The organism is Candidatus Binatia bacterium (genome assembly GCA_023150935.1).
GTDB lineage: Bacteria > Desulfobacterota > Binatia > HRBIN30 > HRBIN30 > JAKLJW01.
Window position 1 is genome coordinate 198,224 of sequence record JAKLJW010000002.1, and the last position, 18,644, is coordinate 216,867.

The window sequence follows — 18,644 nt, forward strand, 5'->3', positions numbered from 1 at the left end:
CCCGAGTGCTTCCCAAACGGCCGCTCCTGCACACGCAGTCAGGATTGCTGCAGCGGGGTATGCTTCACCACCACCAAGACCTGCCAGTAGGATCCGCGATCTTCAGCCGACGAGCAACCAGAGCAACCAGAGCGACCAGACGACGATGGCAACGGTTACCAGCCGCCCGCCTACAAACGCGGTCTGCGGTGGCCTGAGGCGGCGGCGCAATCGGCGGTCGATGCTGGCGCTTCCTTCGCGCGCCACGGCAATCACTTCCCACCGCGTGAATCCGCCGGCCCGCAAGCGCTCGTCGAGCCGGCGGCGTGCTCCCGCAGCGTCATCGTCGACCAGATCGACCAATCGGACGAGAGCTTCGTATCGTTCCATGGCGCCTCGATCCCTCGGCGCAGGCGCTGCGAGGCCCCGCCTGCCAGCTACTCGCCCCCTACCCGCACGACCATCTCTGCCGTCGGGCCCGCATTGCCGTCCGTGTCACGCAAACGGGCGCTGAGTAACGTCTCTCCTGCCGGGAAGGTCAGGGCCTCGTTGACCAGCGTGCAGAACTGCATCACCGACCCCGCCCCGGCAAAGACGAAATTCCCGCGCACGGTCTGCGTGCACGCGAAGTCCGTCTCGGCAAACACCTTGAATCGGCAGGCAAGGTCGTTCAGCGCACCGCTGACCGCCGTCTCGGCATCGAAACGCGGGGGCACGATCGCCGGCACGCCACCCCGGGTCGGGATGGTGCCGTCGCACACCGCGGTAGTCGGCGTTCCGAGATCCCGCGAACTGACGATCTGCAGGTCGGGCTGCGCCGTTCCGAGACCGTCGCCGTTGAGCAGGATCGTCCCGATCGCCAGTCGGCTCACCCCCAGCCGGCCTTCGACGAAGAGGATGAAGCCGTCGCCGGCAGACACCCGAAACACCGGGCGATTCTCCGCATCCCGCATCGCCGGCGCGGCGACCGTGCCGCTCCCGTCGGCCACCCCGAACCAGGTAATTACGGGCCCGGTCAACGGCGGCTCGGTAGGTGCAGGTTCCGCCGTAGTCGTCGGTGTCGCCGCGGCCGTTGCCGTTACGGTCGGCGTCGCCGTTGCGGGCGCCGTGGGGATCGTAGTCGGCACCGCCGTCGGCGTCTCGGTCGGAGCAACGGTCGGGGTCGGAGTCGCCGCGGCGCTTGGTGTGACAGTCGCCGCCAACGTCGCGGTAGCCGTCGGAGACGCACTCGGCCGCGCCGTCGTTGTTGCTGTCGCCTCTCGGGTCGGCGTCGCCGTCGCGACCGTCGAGCCACCACCGCTGCCGCTCCCGCCGCCGCTGCATCCCGAGGTAACCGCGGTCAGAACCAGCGACGCGCTTACCACCGCGCCGAGCCGGACGACGCTCCAGCACCTGATCGATCTTCCCGACATCGAAGCAGGGCTATTACGCACCCGGGCACCTGTCAACACATGCCTCGAGAGCACCCGCAACTGTCTCGACATGCACCCTGCCGGCGGCTACCGCCTCACTCGCCTTCCGGCGCCGTCGTGGCGAAAGCAGGGCGCGGCCCCTCGGCCGGCGCCGCTTCGGCTTCGTCCGCAATCGCGCGTTCGAGCCGCTCCACATCGCCCGGCGCCAGGTTGAAGTAGCGGGCCTCCGGATGGTGGAGCACCAGCGCGCTCACCGAGCCCTCCGGGTCCATCATGAACCCCTCGGTCAACGACACACCAATGTGACGTTCGACCTCCAGGAGGCGGAAAAGCTGCTGCTGGTCTTCCAGCCGAGGACAGGCCGGATAGCCGAAGGAAACCCTGATGCCGCGGTAGCGCGCCTTGAAAAGATCCTGCGGGGTCGTTTCGGGAGGATCGGCGAAGCCCCACATCGCACGGATCTTTCGATGCAAGACCTCGGCGAAGGCCTCGGCGCTTTCGAGCGCGAGCGCTTGCAAGACATGCGACTTGAGGTACTCGCCTTCGCGCTTCCACTGTTCCGCCAGCGCCCGCACTCCGGGCCCGACCGTCGTCGCGAACAGGCAGATGTAGTCGGTCAGCGCCGCGTCGACGGGTTGCACGAAATCCGCCAGACACAGATGCGGCGGTGCCTCCTGTCGGCCGAAGCGGAAACGCTCGCAGACGTTACGGCCATCGCTGGTGAGCACGAGCAGCACGTCGCCTTCCGCCACCGCCGGAAAGAACCGGTACACGGCACGCGCGGTCATGTCCGGACGAGAAAGCATGACTTCTTCGACCGCAGCGACCTGGCCCCGTAACTCCCGGGCTCTTTCGTCGCCGGCGGCCAGCGCTTCCTCGAACTTGCCCTTGAACCCGAGGTGGCGCGTGTACAGCATCGCCGGGTTGATGTGGCGGAATACCTCGTCGAGGTCGTAGTGCTCGATCGCGTGCAACCGCAAGTCGGGCGGCGTCGGCACCACGGCCACCCGAGGCACGGCCGACCGTGGGGGTGCCGCCACCGGACCGGTTGCCATCTCGGACCGCCGCGGTCCGCTGGCCAGAACGTGCCTGGTCTCCGCGAGCAGACGATCCGCGAGCGCGGCCCGTCGCGACTCGTCCATGAGCCGGTTTGCAAGGTCCAGCCCGCTCATGGCGTCTTTCGCATACGCCACAATACCGTCATATTCGGGAGCGATCTTGAGACGGGTAAAGCGATTGGACAGTGCGGCGCCACCGACGAGGATGGGGCAATCGACCCCTGCCCCCTTAAGATCCTGCGCCGTGACCACCATCATCTGCGCCGATTTCACCAGCAATCCGGACAGCCCGATCACGTCTGGGCGGTGCTGGCGATACGCGGCAATCAACTCCTCGGGCGGCACCTTGATGCCCAGGTTCACCACCCGGTAGCCGTTGTTGCTCAGGATGATGTCCACCAGGTTCTTGCCGATGTCGTGCACGTCGCCCTTGACGGTCGCCAGCATCAACTTGCCCTTAACCGCCGTTTCCCTCCGCTCCATGCGTGGTTCGAGATGGGCAACGGCGGCTTTCATCGCTTCCGCCGACTGCAGGACCTCGGCGACGATCATTTCGTTGGCGGCAAACAGCCGTCCCACCTCGTCCATCCCCGCCATCAGCGGCCCGTTGACGATTTCCAGCGGCTTACGCGTATTCAAGGCCTCGTCGAGATCGGCAAACAGTCCGTCCCGAGAACCCTCGACGACGTACCGGGCGAGGCGCTCATCGAGCGGCAGGTCCCGACCGCGTTGTGCCCGTTGCTTCGGCGCCCGCGCCCTGAAATGCGCCGTGAAAGCCGCGATGGGATCGTCGCCACGCCACCATATGAGGTCCTCGGCAAGCCGGCGCTCCTCCTCGGGAATCGAAGGGTAGCGCTCGAGCTTCTCGGCGTTGACGATCGCCAGATCGAGACCGGCCTGCACGCAGTGGTACAGAAAGACGGCGTTGAGCACTTCGCGCCCGGCCGCCGGCAGTCCGAACGACACGTTCGAGACTCCCAGAATCGTCTTGCACTCCGGCAGGGCCGCCTTGATGAGGCGGATACCCTCGATCGTCTCGACGCCGGCACCGACGTAATTCCGATCGCCGGTGCCCACCGGGAACACCAGCGCATCGAAATAGATGTCCTCCGGCGCCACCCCGTACTTGGCCGTCAACAGCTCGAACGAGCGCTGCGCGATCGCCAGCTTGCGCGCCCGGGAAATCGCCTGAGCCTGCTGCTTGTCCTCGTCGATGCAGCCGACGACCAGCGCGGCGCCGAAGCGCCGCGCCAGTGGCACGACCCGCGCAAAACGCTCCTCACCGTCCTCCAGATTCACCGAATTGACGATCGACTTGCCCGGCGTGCGTTGCAGTGCCTGCTCGATCGCGCGCGCGTCGGTCGAATCGATCATCAGCGGCACTTTCACCTTCTTGCCGAGGACCTCGACAAATGCCGTTAGATCCGCGGCCTCGTTGCGATCCGGATCCTGGAGGCAGACATCGAGGATGTGCGCTCCGGTGCGCACCTGCGCCCGGCCGACCTCGGCCGCCTGATCGATCTCGCCGGCGGCAATCAGGTCCTTGAACTTGCGGCTGCCGAGAACGTTGGTGCGTTCGCCGACGATAACGGGTCGCGTGTCCTCGTCGACGATCAGCGACTCGATGCCGCACACCGCCGCCCGCCGCAACACGACCGCGCGCCGGGGTCGATGACGGGCGGCGACGGCCGCCAGCAGAGCGATGTGCTCCGCGGTGGTGCCGCAACAACCGCCGACGATGTTAACCCACCCTGCCGCACAAAAGCGCTCGACTTTTTGCGCCAACATCGACGGCAACTCGTTGTACCGGCCCTCCTCGTCGGGCAGGCCCGCATTCGGGAATACCGAGATCGGAAAGCGCGACACCCCCGCAAGCGTGCGCAGGTGATCGGTCATGAAGTCCGGACCCGTGGCGCAATTCATGCCGATGGCGAAGAGATCGCGGTGGGCCACCGATACGTACAAAGCCTCGATCGCCTGGCCTGCCAACATCGTACCCATGGTCTCGATCGAGACCGACAGCACCACAGGAACGCTTTGCCCGAGCCGAGCAAAGGCGTCATCGATGCCGAAGAGCGACGCCTTGACGTTGAGAGTATCCTGCTGGGTTTCCAGGTAGAGGAGATCGACGCCCCCTTCCACCAGAGCCGCAGCCTGCTCGCCGTAGGCGCCCCGCACCTCGTCGAAGGTCACACCGCCAGTCACCGAAATGCTCTTCGTCCCCGGCCCCATCGCGCCGGCCACAAATCGGGGCCGCCCCGGCGTACTGGACTCTTCAGCCGCCGCCCGTGCCAATTCGGCGGCGCGCCGGTTGATGGCGTCAACCTGCCCCGCCAGCCCGTACTCCGCCAGGACGACGCGTGTGCCTCCGAACGTGTTTGTCTCGATGATGTCGGCGCCGGCGGCGAGGTACCCGCGATGAATGCCGCCGATCACGTCGGGACGAGTCAGGACAAGGTTCTCGTTACAGCCCTCCAGTGCCGCGCCGCCGAAGTCCTCGGCGGTCAAGTCCGCCGCCTGGATTGCCGTCCCCATCGCCCCGTCGAGCACGAGGATGCGCTCCTCCACGGCGGCGTGAAGCGCACTTATCCGCTCCTGTCGTGACATCCGCTTCGTGTCTAGCGCACATGCCGTGGCAACGCCATGCGCCCCGGACTGAAGGCCGCAGACCCGATATCCCGGCCTCTCTCACTTCGCGGTCGCCGTGCGGGGCTCGACCGCACGCAAGTCACGGACGGGGCGACGCACTCTGGCGGTGCGGGCGCGCGCCCGCCGGCCCGCGGCGTGCGCGTTCTCGGCACTGCGTCCGGCCGCTTCCTGCAACTCCCGGAACGAGCTTTCCAGGGCTTCGATAAAAACGTGCAAGTCCGGGATCATCTCCCAATCCCCGTTGATGCCCCAGTACAGCCCGCCGTTGTAACTGAACAACCCGACGACCAGGGCGAGGTTCTCGAAGAGGGGGACGACGGGATACGAAGTCAGCATCCGTGCGCCGTGCAGGTAAAGAGGGATCTGCGGCCCCGGTACGTTGGTGACAATCAAGTTGTACGGACGCGCCCGCGAAGCCAGCCGCACCGCCTGGACGAGAAGATTCGGTACCGTCCAGTCGCTGATGGCCGTCAGAACCTCGCCGCCCAGCGCCTGCTTCGATTCCTTGAGGTCTTTCAGAGTCTCGGTAACCGCGTGCAGACGCGCCACGGGATCGGCAAGCTGCACCGGCAGGGGCGCCTGCATCTGAGTGACGCGGTTGCCGAGCTGCCCGTGCTGATCGGCGCTGCGTACGCTAACGGGCACACCGGCACGGATGTCGAGGCCGTCCGGATCGAGTCCTCGCTGGCCGAAGAACTTGCGCAACGCACCGCTGACTACAGCGAGTACGACGTCGTTGAGCGTGCCGCCGAGGACGTTCTTTACGGCCTTGAGGTCGGCCACCCGCATCGTCGTCCAGTCGAAGCGGCGGTGTGGACCGATCTCGACGTTAAGTGGCGTCTCGGACGTGGGATTGAGCGACGGGGCAAAGGTCTCGACGAGGCCGACGGCGGCGTCGAGGAGACGCGCCGCGGCCGCGGGCGGATCGCGCATCGCGTCGGCGATCTCGCGAGCAAGGACAAACGGTTGGCCGGTTCGGCGAACCGCCTCGTCGAAGACCAGACGCGCCGGGGTCGGCCGCGGCCGCGGCCGCCACGGCTCCGCCACCGTTTCGTCGACCTCGGGAAACGGGCTGAGCAGCACCGACATCAGATCGGCACCCGAGACCCCGTCGATCATGCAGTGGTGCGTCTTGCTCACCAGGGCAAAGCGGTCGCCTTCCAGCCCCTCGACGATCCACATCTCCCACAGAGGTCGCCGCCGGTCGAGCGCCTGCGATTGTATCCGGCCGACGAGGCGCTTCAGTTGCCGCTCGTCACCGGGATGCGGCAGGGCAGTGTGGCGCACGTGGTAGGCTAAACGGAACCGGTCGTCGTCGACCCAGACCGGGATCCCCTCGTAAGGTACGTGCATCAGTCGCTGCCGGAAACGCGGCACCATGTGGAGGCGCGCCTCGATCGACCGCCGTACCCGCTCGATATCCACGCCGCCTCCCACGGTCCGTAACGGTCCCGTTTCGAAGATCAGCACGCCGCCGACGTGCATGTGGCAACTGTCGTCCTCCAAACCCAGGAACGACGCATCCAGAGCGCTGAGCCGCTCGTAGTACGCCATGCTTCACCTCCACGTCGCAGTCGGAATGAGCCCTTGTCTAGCACGTCACGGTGGGCGAAAAGAAGCCGCGTACAACGCGGGGTGGGGTGCGGATGTCATTGAACCGGAAGCTCTTCTGGATCGCCGTGCTGTATTTCGCCGAAGGCCTGCCCTTCGGCATCGTCGTCGACACCCTGCCGGTGTACTTCCGCGTCCACGGCGTTTCGCTCACCGCCATCGGCTTGATGAGCCTGCTCGGCGCCCCCTGGACGCTGAAAGTGGTCTGGGCGCCGCTGGTCGACCGCTTCGGACCGTATCGGCGTTGGATACTGAGCTGTCTCGCACTGATGGCGCTGAGCCTCACCGCACTGCCGCTGGCGCCGGCGGTCGATCCGGGCCCGCTGGTATGGGCGCTACTCTTCGCTTTCACCCTGGCATCGGCGACCCAGGATATCGCCATCGACGCTTACACGATCAACCTCCTTGCGCCCGGGGAAGAGGGCGTCGCCAACGGTGTGCGCCTCGCCGCTTATCGGGTCGCGCTCATCGTTGGCGGGGGTGGGCTGGTGATGCTTGCCGGTGGCCTCGGCTGGACGGCGGTCTTCCACGCCGCCGCCGGACTGCTGATCGTCGCCGCGCTGGCGGTGGCGCGCAGTCCCTTGCTGCCGCGCCCGCCGGCGGCCACCGGCGGGAGTTGGTTCCGACCGCTGCGCGATTGGATCCTGCGCCCCGGCGCCCCGGCCGTGTTCCTGTTCGTGCTTACTTACAAGCTCGGAGACGCCAGCATGGGACCGATGGTCAAGCCCTTCTGGGTGGATCGCGGCCTGAGCCTGGAAGAGATCGGTCTGGTGTCGACAACCCTGGGCATCGCCGCGAGCATCGTCGGCGCACTGGCGGGTGGGCTGCTGACCAGTCGCTGGGGCATCTTCACCGCCCTGTGGAGCCTCGGCCTGCTCCAGGCCCTCTCGAACCTCGGCTATGCCGGCGTCGCCGCGCTCGACGGCGGCCGGCCGGCGATCTACGCCGCTTCGCTGTTCGAGAGCTTCACCGGCGGCCTTGGCAACGCCGCCTTTCTCGCCTTCTTGATGCACATCTGCGACAAGGAACGCGCCGCCACGGAGTACGCCATGCTATCGGCCGTGTTCGGCCTGACGCGCTCCCTGGCCGGAGCCGTCAGCGGGCTTGGCGTTACCGTCCTCGGATACGGCAGCTACTTCGCGATAACCTTTTTTCTGGCGTTTCCGGCGTTCGCCCTGCTGCCATGGATCCGCGGCTGGGCTGCGAACGATCGGGAGCTGCATTCGTAGGGAGCCGATCGGAGTGCACCACGGCGCGCCCCCTTCGCCACGGGTTCGGCGCGAGCGGCCGCCCACAACCCAACGAAGGGGCCGCGGGTAGTGTGGCGCAGGAGGCACGGGCGTGGCACCCTGCCAGCGCATGCGCGCTCCCATCGTTATCTGTGCACTGGCAGGCTTCCTCGGCAGTGCCGGCGCGTTCGGTGCGCCAGCCGCCGGCCAGTTCGGCCCCCAGGGAGTCGTGCGCGAGTTCTGTCAGCTCGACGGCATGGGCCAGCGCGTGACCATGCCGGGGTGGTCGAAGCTGGCGCCGCTGGTGGGGTGGACCCTGGAACCGGCATGGGATCGCGTGGTTGTCGTCGCCAGTTATGTCGTCGGACCGCCGCGACCGATCGACGGCAGCACTGCCCTCGCGATCGACGTGCAATACAGCGTGGTCGGCGAGATCTCGGCCGCCGGCTTCCGCGCCGAGCCGGCGCTGGAAACGCTAACGCTCATGGTCGACGCTCCCGGCTCCGGCAGTTGGCGCATCCTCGGACCGCCCCCGCCCCCGCACCTGTTCGCCGATCGGATCGACGTTGCCGAAATGCGCGCCTCGCTCACGCATGGAAGTGCGCGCTTCGTTCCCGACTCGCTCTTCGTCCGGGGCATGTTCCAGGCCGCGGGATGGCAGATCCCGCATCTGCCGGTGGCCGAACTGCTGAGCAGCCGAGCGTTTCGCACCGTCGACAAGCCGGCCGCTGGCGACGTCGTTGTCTATCTGGACGGGGAGCAGCCATATCACCTGGGCATCCTCGCCGGGACCGACGCGGTGGTCTCTTCGACAATCAACGCCGGCTTCGTGCGCGCGCCCGTCGGCGCTTTTCCCGGCGAAGTCCGCTACTCGCGCCTGGTCGGCCTCCCGGGCGTGGTCGCGCGGGATGACGAGGGTGTCAGTCGGGAACTGCGCCGGCGCCGGCCGGGAATGGGTCTCGACCCGAGCCCACCGGCGGGGCCGACGACCGGACCGACACCGACTGCGGGCCGACCGCGAGGGGAAGAAACACGATGACCCATGACCGTCGGCGTTTGCTGCCGATCGAGGCTAACTCCCCGGGCGAGGTGTTCTGATGCCAACCGCAAGTGAGATTCTGGCCGGATTTGCAACCGAGTTGCGCTTCGAGGCGTTACCGGCGGCGGTCGTCGATAAGATCGTACTGCATACGCTCGATCTCCTCGGGGTCGCGTTGGCGGCAACGCCGACGGACTTCGGGGCGTCTATGTTGAGCGCCGTCCGGAAACTCTCCGGCCCGGGCGGGTGCACCGTGGTCGGCACCACCGACACCCTTCCGGCGGCGTGGGCCGCCCTCGCAAACGGTACTCTGGCCCACGGGCTCGATTTCGACGACACGCACAGCACGTCGGTCGTACATGTCAGCGCGAGCGTCGTGCCCGCGGCGCTCGCGGCGGCCGAGGACCGCGGCGCGGACGGCCCGCGGGTCATTGCCGCCCTGGCGGCTGCGATGGAGAGCAACATTCGTATCGGCCTCGCGGCACCCGGCGCGTTTCACGACCGCGGCTTCCATCCGACCGGCGTCTGCGGCGCCTACGCCTCCACAGTGGCCGCGGGAGCGATCTACGGGCTGACGGTGGAACAACTGGCCGACGCCATGGGCCTCGCCGGTAGCCAGGCGAGCGGTACGTTCGAGTTCCTGGCCGACGGCAGCTGGTCGAAGCGCTTGCACCCGGGGTGGGCGGCGCATAGCGGTATTGTCGCGGCTCGGTTCGGCGCCGAAGGGTTCCGCGGACCGCGCACCACGTTCGAGGGTCGCTTCGGTCTGTTCCCGACCCACGTCGGGCCCGGCGACTGGGACATCTCTCGTATCGGCGCCGACCTGGGCCGCCGCTGGGAGCTGCTCGATATCGCCCTCAAGCCGTATCCGTGCTGCCACATGACCCACGCTTTCATCGACTGCGCCGCGCGGGCCCGTGCCGACGGCGTTCGCGCCGAAGACGTCGCGGCCATTGCCTGCTCGATCCACCCGCGAGAGATGCCGGTCGTCTGCGAACCGCTGGCCGTCAAGCACAACCCGCAGACCGAGTACGATGCCAAGTTCAGCCTGCCCTATTGCGTCGCAACGATGCTGGTTCGGGGACACGCCGACCTCGACGATTTCGCGGACGCCGCGGTACGCGACCCGGCCGTCGTGGCCGTAGCCCGGCGTGTCACCCACCAGGCCGACCCCGACAGCGACTACCCCGCACACTTCCCCGGCACCATGCGCATCGAACTCCGCACCGGACAGACGGTGGAGTACCGTGAGCCGCTCAACCGCGGTTGCCCCGAGCGCCCCCTCGATCGCGCGGAGGTGGAAGACAAGTTTCGTCGCAACGCCGCGCGCGCCCTACCGGCGAGACAGGCCGCGAGCGTCATCGAGGCGGTCACCGACTTGCCGCATCAACGCGATTTGGGGGTGCTGACCGCGGCTTTGCGGGGGCCGCGAGCGCGCTGAGCGCCTCGCGCAGGGCTGGCAGCTAGCGGTCCGCGGCGGCTTCCGTCGCCGGCGGGCGGGCGGGCATCGTTGGCGGATGGACGTAGAGCTCCATGCGCTCGGCTTTTGTGATCGGGCCAGACGCCGTTGTCGGCAGGCCGATCCGGTAGCGGATCGCACGCTGGTGGTCGTCACACAGACGGTCGACGCTATACACCTTGCCGAACTTCCAGAGCATGCGCGCGAAGTTCGTCTGTCCCTGCGCCAGCAACCGCGCCAGGATGCTCATCGCACCCCACGCCGCGCGAGCGCCCAGGTGCTTGCGCGCCAGCACCCCCTGCGTCATGACGAACTCCTCGTAAAACTTGCGCAGAGGCAGCTTCGTCGGCACGACGGCGTGTTGAACATCGAATAGACGATAGTCGCGAGACGCAAAGTTGCGGTTCTCCGTCATCCAGGTCTCCGTGCCCGGGTAAGGCGTGTTGATCGTCATGTGCACGACTTCCGGTACGGAGGTCGCCCACTCGCGTACGGCCGCAAAGCGCCGTTCGTCCCAGCTCGGATCGGCAATAATGTTGACGGCCACCGTCACGTCGAGCTTCCTTGCCGCCTCCAGAGCTTCCTCGTTCTGCCCGAGTCTGACGCGCTTGCGGTGAAGCTTCAGCCCTTCCTCGTCGATCGCCTCGATGCCGAGGAACATGTAGTGCAGGCCGAGGCGGCGCCAGCGCTCGAACACCTGACGATTGCGCAGCAGGACGTCGGCCCGGGTCTCGAGATAGTACTCCTTGCGGATTCCGCGGCGCTCCACTTCGTCGGCGATGGCGTGGCCGTGCTCCGGATGGATGAACGCCACGTCGTCCACGATGAAGACGTTGGGCTCGTCGATACCGGCGAGGTCTTCCGCGGCCGCCGCCGGCGTGTGCGGACGGTAGCTGCGGCCATAGAAGGTCCACGCACTGCAAAACACGCAATCCCACGGACAGCCGCGGGTGAATTCGACCGACGCGCACGGATCGAGCACGCCGATGAAGTACTTGTTGCGCCCCCGCGTCAGGTGGCGCGCCGGTGGGTAGTCGTCCAGATCGTCAATCAGGCGAGGCGGTGGCCCCTCGCCGGCCGCCGTTACCACGCCGGGAACGGCTTCAAGACCGCGACCGTTGCCGAGCGCTTCGACCACTTTCGCAGCCGGACCCTCGCCTTCGCCGCGAACGACACAGTCGATGGCACCGACTCCGTGCACCAGCAGCTCCGTCGCGATGAACGACGCGCTGTGCCCCCCCACCATGATACGGCAGTCAGGCAGTTCCAGCCGGGCGGCTTTGGACAGATCGATCACCTCCGGCACGTTAGCGAGGTAGTTCAGCGAAAACCCGATCACCTCCGGACGCCAGGTCTTCAGAATGTGGCGGTAGTGGTCCTGGCGGAACACCTGCAAGTCGAGCAACCGGACTTCGTGCCCCGCCCGTTCGATCGCGGTAGCAACCCGCTCGAGGCCGAGCGGCTCGAGCCGCAGGTAGATCTCTGTAAACAGCAAAGGGCTCGGATGAACGAGCAAGACCCGCATTGCGCACCTCCCTGCCCCCAGCGGAGAAGCCGCCCGCGCAACTTTGCGGAGCTGCGGACAGCAGCCTCCGCTGCGCTGGACTCGCCGCGCCGCAATCGCTGGGTAGATCTCTCCTACGGCCTGGGCGAATCGGGGTCAACCGCGCTACGACGGGCGCTCGCAACCGCCACGCACGTAGTAATACCAGTTGATCGAGGTCGCGACGGCGAAGAACACGATCGCACCGACGAAGAAGCCGGCCGCGGACTTGGTCCCGCCGCCGACCTGCGAAGCGCTCACGGACCAGGCAATCAAGACGTTGAATAGCAACGGCCCGTAGGCCGCAATCGCCGCCGTGAAGCCGATGACTCCCGCGCCCTGACGGGGATTTGCGGCGAAGATCACCGGGTACTGCCTGAAGGTCGAACCGTTGCCGATACCGGTGAATAGGAAGATGCCGAGCATCAAGACGACGAACAGCGGAAAACTGTCGAGAGAAGTCGGCGCCAGCGCGCCGGTGAAGATCAAGCCCAGAGCGCACGCAATAAGGCCCAAACCCGACACCTGAGTGAGAATGCCGCCGCCGGTCTTGTCTGCCAACCAGCCGAAGACCGGACGCGCGGCGGAACCGATCAGCGGGCCCAGGAACGCGAACTGGAGCGGGTCGGGGGCACCCTCGAAGCCCCCGTAAAGACTCTTGATCATCATCGGAAACGCCGCGGAGAACCCGGAGAACGAGCCGAAGGTCATGACGTAGGTGACGGTGCAGAACCAGGTGTGCTTGTTCTTGAAGATGTCGAGCTGTTCGGCGATCGAGGCCGTGAACGGGACACTGCGTAGCTGGGTCCAGCACACCGCACCGAGCACGAGCAAGAACGGGACGTACCAGAAGACAGCGTTCTGGAGCCACACGTCCGCTTGCTTCCCGGCCTGCACGTAAGTCTGTGGACCTCCCGCAACCGCCCCGAAGGCGGCAAAGCCGACGATCCATGGGGTCACGAACTGAGTCAGGCTGACACCGAAGTTACCGACGCCGGCCTGGATACCCAGCGCGGTGCCCTGCAGGCGCTTCGGGAAGAACAGGCTCGTGCTGGGCATGAACGAGGAGAAGTCGCCGCCGCCCATACCGGCGAGGAATGCCAGCAGCATGAACATCCACCAGGGCGTACCCGGATCCATGACCGCCAGGCCAAGGCCGATGCACGGAATCACCTTGAGCAGGTTGGCCACGCTGATCACTGCCCGCGTCCCGTAGATCGGGATCAAGAACATGTGCACCAACCGCAGCGTGCCGCCCGCCAGACCGGGCATCGCCGCCAACCAGAACAGCTCGGTTTCGGTGAACTTAAAGCCAATCCCCGGCAGGCGAACGACCAGGGCGCTGACCACGAACCACGTCGCGAAGGAAAATGTCAGCGACGCCGTGGTGAGCCACAGCGTACGCCAGGCCACGCCCGAACCGGTCCGACGCCAGAACGCCGGGTCTTCCTTGTCCCAGGCCGGCAGCCACGACCCCCCGCGGGGCTGCGTCCCCGTCGAACCCCGGGGCGTGGATGCCTCCGCGTCAGCTTTCATCCGTGACTCCCATCAGCCTTCGGTCGCGGCCCATGCGGGTGCCGCACCTCTCGGCGCAATGTATGCCTTCCTGTACAGGTGACCCGCACGCACCGCCGGACCCCGTCGCTGTAGTACCCATGTCGCGCAGTGGCGATAACCCGAATGCAGCGTCATTGCCCGCCCCGGCTTTCCGCGGTTATGCCCTGCTCTAAGGCGGCACCGCTCCTACGAATAGGGCATGGCTCTGTCAAGGCCCCCCTTGCGCGGGGCAAGTGGAGCGGACTCGCGCTTGCCCCATCGATCGTTTCCACGTTTAATGCGTACAGCGTCAGAAACGCGGAGGTGCGGCATGGGGCGGGAACCAGGTCGGCAGCCAGTGACGCAGCGGTTGGACTCGTTGGTGCATCAGCCGTTCAGGGTGCTTAATGGCCTTGTGGTGCACGCCCCGAGAGAGCCGCGCACACATGTGCCGGCGGTGACCGACAATGAACAAGGAGAGGCCGGGGACGCACGTGATCCGGCAGAGATGTTTCTCCAGGCAGTGGCCGATGTGCGGCCGTTGGCGGCCCGCGCGCGCGATCGCGTGGCCCGACCAGGCCCGGCTGCCGGCCCACGCCCCGTCTCCCATCCGGATGCCGAAGCGCTGGCGGAGCTATGCGATCTGGTGGCGGGCACGGCACCGTTCGATATCGCCGACGGCGACGAGTACGTGGAAGGTGCCGCGGTGGGCGTCGACCGACGGCTGCTCCGCCGCCTGCGAACCGGCGAGTTTGCCTACCAGGCCCATGTCGACCTGCACGGCCTGACGGCGGAGGAGGCTCGCTGCGCCGTGGACGCCTTCCTCTTCCGCGCTCATCTGAATCGCCACCGCTGCGTGCTGATCGTGCACGGACGCGGGCGCAACTCGAAGGATCAGATCCCCGTCCTCAAGACCCGACTCGTTTCGTGGCTGGCGCGCGGACAGTCGACACGGATGATCCTGGCCTTCACCTCGGCGCGCCCTTGCGACGGCGGCGCCGGCGCAATGTACGTGCTGCTGCGCCGAAACCGCGACCTGCGTCGGCCGATCCGCGTCACCGAAGGAGCCAGGTCTTGACGGCCGCCGGACGCATCTCCCCGACGAAGGTGACGTTGCTGGGCGTTGTCGGCGTGCTGGGCGCCGTCGCTGTCGCGCAGGAGATCTCCCAGGGGTTTCCGTCCAGCTTTGCCGTCCAGCTCGCTCGCGCCAAAGAGATCTACGTGGCCACCGAACGCAAGAACGGCGCCCGCAGCAACGCCGCACCGGTGTGGTTCGGCATCGTCGACAACGTCATTTACTTCGCGACCAAACCCGACAGCTACAAAGCCAGGCGCATCGGGCGGGGTAGTCCGGCGTGGGTGTCCGTGCAGGGCAAGCACGGACCGTTCATCAAGCTGAAGGCCACTCTCGTCAAAGATCCGGCGATCGCCGACCGCCTCGGCGAACTCTACGCGCAGAAATACTGGATGGCGTGGGCGGGCTTGTATCGCCCCGGGGCCGAGAAGATCGCCGATGGGAGCAATGTCCTCATCCGGTTGGCGCCGGAGTGAGGGGGGCGCGAGGCTGATCTGCGAGTTCTACTTGCCGGTTCCGGGCAGCTCGCCGCGACGGCGTAGCAGGGCGACGACGGGTTCGAACAGGCGGGCGTTGGTGGCGATGATTCCCGGCAGGAGCGGGTCGCGGCGGTTGAAAATCAGTGGCTGCGCGTGCCGGTCGGTGATGTGTCCGCCCGCCTCCACGATCAATGCGGCGCCGGCGCAGATGTCCCATTCGTTTTTCGGAGTGAGGCTGAACGTGCCGTCACCGTGCCCGGCCGCTATGAGCGCCAGTTTGTAAGCGACACTGCCCGTCAGCTCCACGCGGAAATCGTCCCGGAACGCGTCCCATTCGCCGCGCGCCGATTCCGAGCGGCTGGCAAGCATGCGGGCCGCGCTCAGGTCGGCGGTGTCGCTCACCCGCACCGGCTTCCCGTTGAGGGTCGTGCCGCGCCCCCTTTCGGCGGCGAACAACTCCTCGCGCACGGGATTGTAGATCACGCCGAGGATCGGAGCGCCCGCGTCGACCAGTGCGACGCACACGCAGAACTCCGGTATACGCTTGATAAATTCCTTGGTGCCGTCGAGTGGGTCGACCACCCACACCCGCCGGCGGGACAGCCGCTCCTCGGTGTCCCGGGTCTCCTCGGAAAGCCAGCCGTCCTCCGGGAACGCCGCCGCCACCATGCTGCGGATACACCGATCCGCTTCGACGTCAGCCTCGGTGACCGGACTGTCGTGACTCTTCTCGCTGACCGTGTACGCCCCTTCGTACCAGCGGCGAACGATCGCGCCGCCGGCAGAAGCCGCTTCGATAGCGACGGTCAACTCACGCGATGGCGGTTGCGTCATGCATTCTCCGTTCGGGCGCGGTACTGGCTCTGCAGACTCGCCAACAATGACTCACGCCGCTCGTACAGCCGGCGCTGGGGGCGGCCGGGGTGGTTTGCCAGCGCGTAAGCGGTGAGCACCGGCAGCGCAACCGTGGCGTCACAGTAGCAGACGACGGTGTCGGGTAGTGCTTCCGGGTCGACCTTGCCCCAGCTCACCGCTTCGCCCGGTGTTGCGCCGGACAATCCGCCGGTGTCGACCCGCGCGTCGGTCATCTGCAGATAGTAGTCGTGGCCACTCTCCGCGAGTCCGAGAACCTCCTGGATCTGGGGTTCGGTCTGCAGCACGAAGTTCTTGGGCGAGCCCCCGCCGACGATCAGCACGGCGCTCTTCCCCCCGGCTTGCTTGGCCCCCAGCACGATGGCGGCGGTCTCGTTGACGTCACGCGACACGTCGAACTGCAGCCGGTTGCCGAGCAACGCCATTGCCGCCACGTTCATGCCGATGGAACTGTCGCCCGGGGACGACGTGTAGATCGGGATGCCGAATTCGTGTGCCGTGGCGAGGATCGATCGCCGCTCCTTGCCCAGCACCCGTTCGCGTTCTCCCACGTACGCGCCGACGCGGTAATGGAATTCGGCCGTCCCCATGGGCCGCTGGAACTCCGGCGCCGCGATGACGGTGCGGAAAAAGGCGTCGGTCTCCAACAGGACCTTGTAGTCGAAGAAGATGTCGTAGATGCGAACGATCCCCTGTTCGCGCAGCTCGACGTCGTTGGCGAACGGCGTGCCGTGATGGAGTTCGAGCCCGATGCCGTAGTGCGCGTCGTGATAGAGATTGGCGCCCGTGCTGGTCACCCAGTCGATGAACCCACGCTCCATCAAGGGGATCAGCGTCGCAATGCCCAGACCGGCCGGTGTCAGTGCTCCGGTCAGGCTCACCCCGACCGTCACGTCGTCGGCGAGAACCTTGCGCGCGAAGAGCTGACAGAGCTCGCGCAGCCGGGCACCGTTGTAGGCGAGCAGACTGCCGTCAACGAGCTCGGTAACGGTAGTCGCGGCCGTGATCGGGCGCGGTTCGATGCGGGGGTGTCGGTCGAGACGAGACGAACGGCCGGCCAATGTCGTCCTCCTGGTGCACGTTGGTCTAACGTCCTCGGGTCACGGAATCAAATGAGTCCGAAGTCCCCGGTCACAGGTCGCCCACGCCGAAGCCACCTACCAGTGGCGCTCGCGCCCCATGGCCGACCTTGGCTTTGCCGATTACTACGAGGCGCTCGAGGTGTACCGCTATCTCGATCCGCGCCGTGTCGTCCTGCCCGCAGACGCCGCCCCGGCGCACTTCGGCGAGCCTGCGACTCCGTGCGCGGGCCGGGCAGAATCGTAGTCTTTACTGGTTACTGTTACACGATCTTGACGGAGTTGCCGTTTCGCTATATGTTCGCCCGCGAAAGGGCGCCACATCCTGTTCCATCGCAAGCGGCATCCGCGCAGATGGGTCCGGCGGAGATCACGGCGTTCCTGACTGCGCTGGCGGTGCAGCAGAGCGTGAGCGCGTCGACGCAGAATCAGGCGTTGTCGGCGTTGCTCTTCCTGTACCGGGAGGTGTTGGGCTGCGATCCGGGCTGGCTCGATGGGATCGTGCGCGCCAGGCGGCCGCGGCGGCTGCCGGTAGTGCTAACCCGAGCGGAGGTCGGTGAGCTTCTGGGCGGCCTCGCCGGCGTGCACTGGCTCATGGCGATGCTCATGTACGGTGCCGGTTTGCGCTTGCGGGTGAAGGACCTCGATTTCGAGCGTGGCGAGATCGTTGTGCGTGAGGGGAAGGGGACAAGGACCGCGTGACGATGTTGCCGGCGGTGGTCAAGGAACCGCTGCTGGTGCATCTCGATCGCGTCCGGCGCCGGCACGAGGCGGATCTGCAGGCGGGGTTTGGGTGCGTGCAGTTGCCGGACGCGCTGGCGCGCAAGTATCCGACGGCGAACCGGGAGTGGGGGTGGCAATGGGTATTCCCGGCGGCGAGGATCTGTCGCGACCCGCGCTATGGCGAGCCGCAGCGGTATCATATCCACGAATCGGTGTTGCAGAAAGCGATCCACGCGACGGCGGGCACCGGGCCATTCTGCCGGATTGAGGCTGCCCCTCGTGCCCGCCGCGCGTGAGTTCCGGGCGTTCGGCTTTGACTCCGTACACGTACTCAGCGAAGCGGTACACGTACTCGTACACGGACTGAGGACCCGCGGCGGTGAAGTTGGACCACGAACGGTTGGACGTTTACCAGGTGAGCTTGGAATTTGCCGCCTGGTCGTACGAACGCGCCAGGAGGCTGAAGTCCGTGGATCGACATTCTCGCGACCAACTCTTGCGCGCCTCTCAGTCCATCGCCCTGAACATCGCGGAGGGTTGCGGGAAAGTGCCGTCACCCGAACGGCGAAGGTACCTTCAGATTGCTGGTGGATCGGCACGGGAGTGCGGCGCAATCCTGGACATCCTTCACCGCTGTGAGGTGATCGCGGAGCCGCAGTGGAAGAGCGGCAAAGAGCTGCTGGTGCGCATCGTCGCCATGTTGACGCGGATGACGGATCACTGCGCCGATCGGGTGCGGGAGGGAGTGGCCGTGTACGAGTACGTGAACGAGTACGAGTACGGCGAAGAGGCCGGCTCGGCGGCGCCCGCAGGTGGAGGATCAAGTCACTGCACGCGACGGCGGGCACCGGGCCATTCTGCCGGATTGAGGCTGCCCCTCGTGCCCGCCGCGCGCGAGTT

The 18,644-nt window shown here is 66.8% G+C and carries 16 protein-coding genes and 1 pseudogene (1 of these 17 cut by a window edge); 9 read left to right on the top strand and 8 right to left on the bottom strand.

Features of this window, described 5'->3' with window-relative positions; genetic code table 11:
* Positions 1 to 102 precede the first annotated feature (102 nt).
* The 4 genes from L6Q96_03070 to L6Q96_03085 all read right to left on the bottom strand — a co-directional run bounded on the left by L6Q96_03070 (position 103) and on the right by L6Q96_03085 (position 6,652).
* Complete coding sequence (locus L6Q96_03070) at positions 103 to 369, bottom strand: hypothetical protein (protein ID MCK6553558.1); 267 nt, start codon at positions 367 to 369, stop codon at positions 103 to 105.
* A 47-nt stretch (positions 370 to 416) separates the two neighbouring features.
* On the bottom strand, positions 417 to 1,391 hold the full coding sequence (locus L6Q96_03075) for a hypothetical protein (protein ID MCK6553559.1): 975 nt from the start codon (positions 1,389 to 1,391) through the stop codon (positions 417 to 419).
* A gap of 95 nt (positions 1,392 to 1,486) precedes the next feature.
* Positions 1,487 to 5,056: a methionine synthase gene (gene metH, locus L6Q96_03080; GenBank protein MCK6553560.1), complete on the bottom strand. Its 3,570-nt coding sequence runs from the start codon at positions 5,054 to 5,056 to the stop codon at positions 1,487 to 1,489.
* Between the two features lie 81 nt (positions 5,057 to 5,137).
* Complete coding sequence (locus tag L6Q96_03085) at positions 5,138 to 6,652, bottom strand: wax ester/triacylglycerol synthase family O-acyltransferase (GenBank protein ID MCK6553561.1); 1,515 nt, start codon at positions 6,650 to 6,652, stop codon at positions 5,138 to 5,140.
* 92 nt (positions 6,653 to 6,744) lie between these two features.
* Here L6Q96_03085 and L6Q96_03090 point away from each other — a divergent pair, with 92 nt between their 5' ends.
* From L6Q96_03090 to L6Q96_03100, 3 genes are all read left to right on the top strand, one after another.
* Positions 6,745 to 7,938: an MFS transporter gene (locus tag L6Q96_03090; GenBank protein ID MCK6553562.1), complete on the top strand. Its 1,194-nt coding sequence runs from the start codon at positions 6,745 to 6,747 to the stop codon at positions 7,936 to 7,938.
* Positions 7,939 to 8,050: 112 nt separating this feature from the next.
* Positions 8,051 to 8,977, top strand: coding sequence for a hypothetical protein (locus L6Q96_03095; GenBank protein MCK6553563.1), 927 nt, complete (start codon positions 8,051 to 8,053; stop codon positions 8,975 to 8,977).
* Positions 8,978 to 9,035: 58 nt separating this feature from the next.
* The gene (locus L6Q96_03100; protein MCK6553564.1) at positions 9,036 to 10,418 is read left to right on the top strand and encodes an MmgE/PrpD family protein; all 1,383 of its coding nucleotides are present in this window, start codon (positions 9,036 to 9,038) and stop codon (positions 10,416 to 10,418) included.
* A 22-nt stretch (positions 10,419 to 10,440) separates the two neighbouring features.
* On the opposite strand, the gene hpnR is transcribed toward L6Q96_03100, so the two are convergent.
* Positions 10,441 to 11,961, bottom strand: coding sequence for a hopanoid C-3 methylase HpnR (gene hpnR, locus L6Q96_03105; protein MCK6553565.1), 1,521 nt, complete (start codon positions 11,959 to 11,961; stop codon positions 10,441 to 10,443).
* Positions 11,962 to 12,105: 144 nt separating this feature from the next.
* Entirely contained in the window at positions 12,106 to 13,515 is a 1,410-nt protein-coding gene (locus tag L6Q96_03110) for an MFS transporter (GenBank protein MCK6553566.1), read from the bottom strand.
* 457 nt (positions 13,516 to 13,972) lie between these two features.
* On the opposite strand from L6Q96_03110, the gene L6Q96_03115 reads away from it, so the two are divergent.
* Positions 13,973 to 14,593 carry a Smr/MutS family protein gene (locus tag L6Q96_03115; GenBank protein MCK6553567.1) on the top strand — a complete coding sequence of 207 codons (621 nt, stop codon included), beginning with the start codon at positions 13,973 to 13,975 and terminating at the stop codon, positions 14,591 to 14,593.
* Positions 14,590 to 15,066, top strand: a complete 477-nt coding sequence (locus tag L6Q96_03120; GenBank protein MCK6553568.1) for a hypothetical protein — start codon at positions 14,590 to 14,592, stop codon at positions 15,064 to 15,066. The genes L6Q96_03115 and L6Q96_03120 overlap by 4 nt, the downstream gene beginning before the upstream one ends.
* A 27-nt stretch (positions 15,067 to 15,093) precedes the next feature.
* Here L6Q96_03120 and L6Q96_03125 read toward each other — a convergent pair whose 3' ends face one another.
* Both L6Q96_03125 and speY read right to left on the bottom strand, forming a co-directional pair.
* On the bottom strand, positions 15,094 to 15,903 hold the full coding sequence (locus L6Q96_03125) for a 3'(2'),5'-bisphosphate nucleotidase CysQ (protein MCK6553569.1): 810 nt from the start codon (positions 15,901 to 15,903) through the stop codon (positions 15,094 to 15,096).
* Positions 15,900 to 17,003 carry a deoxyhypusine synthase gene (gene speY, locus L6Q96_03130; protein MCK6553570.1) on the bottom strand — a complete coding sequence of 368 codons (1,104 nt, stop codon included), beginning with the start codon at positions 17,001 to 17,003 and terminating at the stop codon, positions 15,900 to 15,902. The genes L6Q96_03125 and speY overlap by 4 nt, the downstream gene beginning before the upstream one ends.
* A gap of 118 nt (positions 17,004 to 17,121) precedes the next feature.
* On the opposite strand from speY, the gene L6Q96_03135 reads away from it, so the two are divergent.
* From L6Q96_03135 to L6Q96_03150, 4 genes and pseudogenes are all read left to right on the top strand, one after another.
* Positions 17,122 to 17,268 (top strand): DUF6178 family protein, encoded by a 147-nt coding sequence (locus L6Q96_03135; protein MCK6553571.1) that lies wholly within the window; start codon positions 17,122 to 17,124, stop codon positions 17,266 to 17,268.
* Positions 17,269 to 17,375: 107 nt separating this feature from the next.
* A complete protein-coding gene (locus L6Q96_03140) occupies positions 17,376 to 17,723 on the top strand; it encodes a phage integrase N-terminal SAM-like domain-containing protein (protein MCK6553572.1) in 348 nt (115 codons plus the stop codon).
* Positions 17,720 to 18,040, top strand: a complete 321-nt coding sequence (locus L6Q96_03145; protein ID MCK6553573.1) for a hypothetical protein — start codon at positions 17,720 to 17,722, stop codon at positions 18,038 to 18,040. The genes L6Q96_03140 and L6Q96_03145 overlap by 4 nt, the downstream gene beginning before the upstream one ends.
* A gap of 83 nt (positions 18,041 to 18,123) precedes the next feature.
* Positions 18,124 to 18,644, top strand: a pseudogene (locus tag L6Q96_03150) (four helix bundle protein) (it continues 634 nt past the right edge of the window).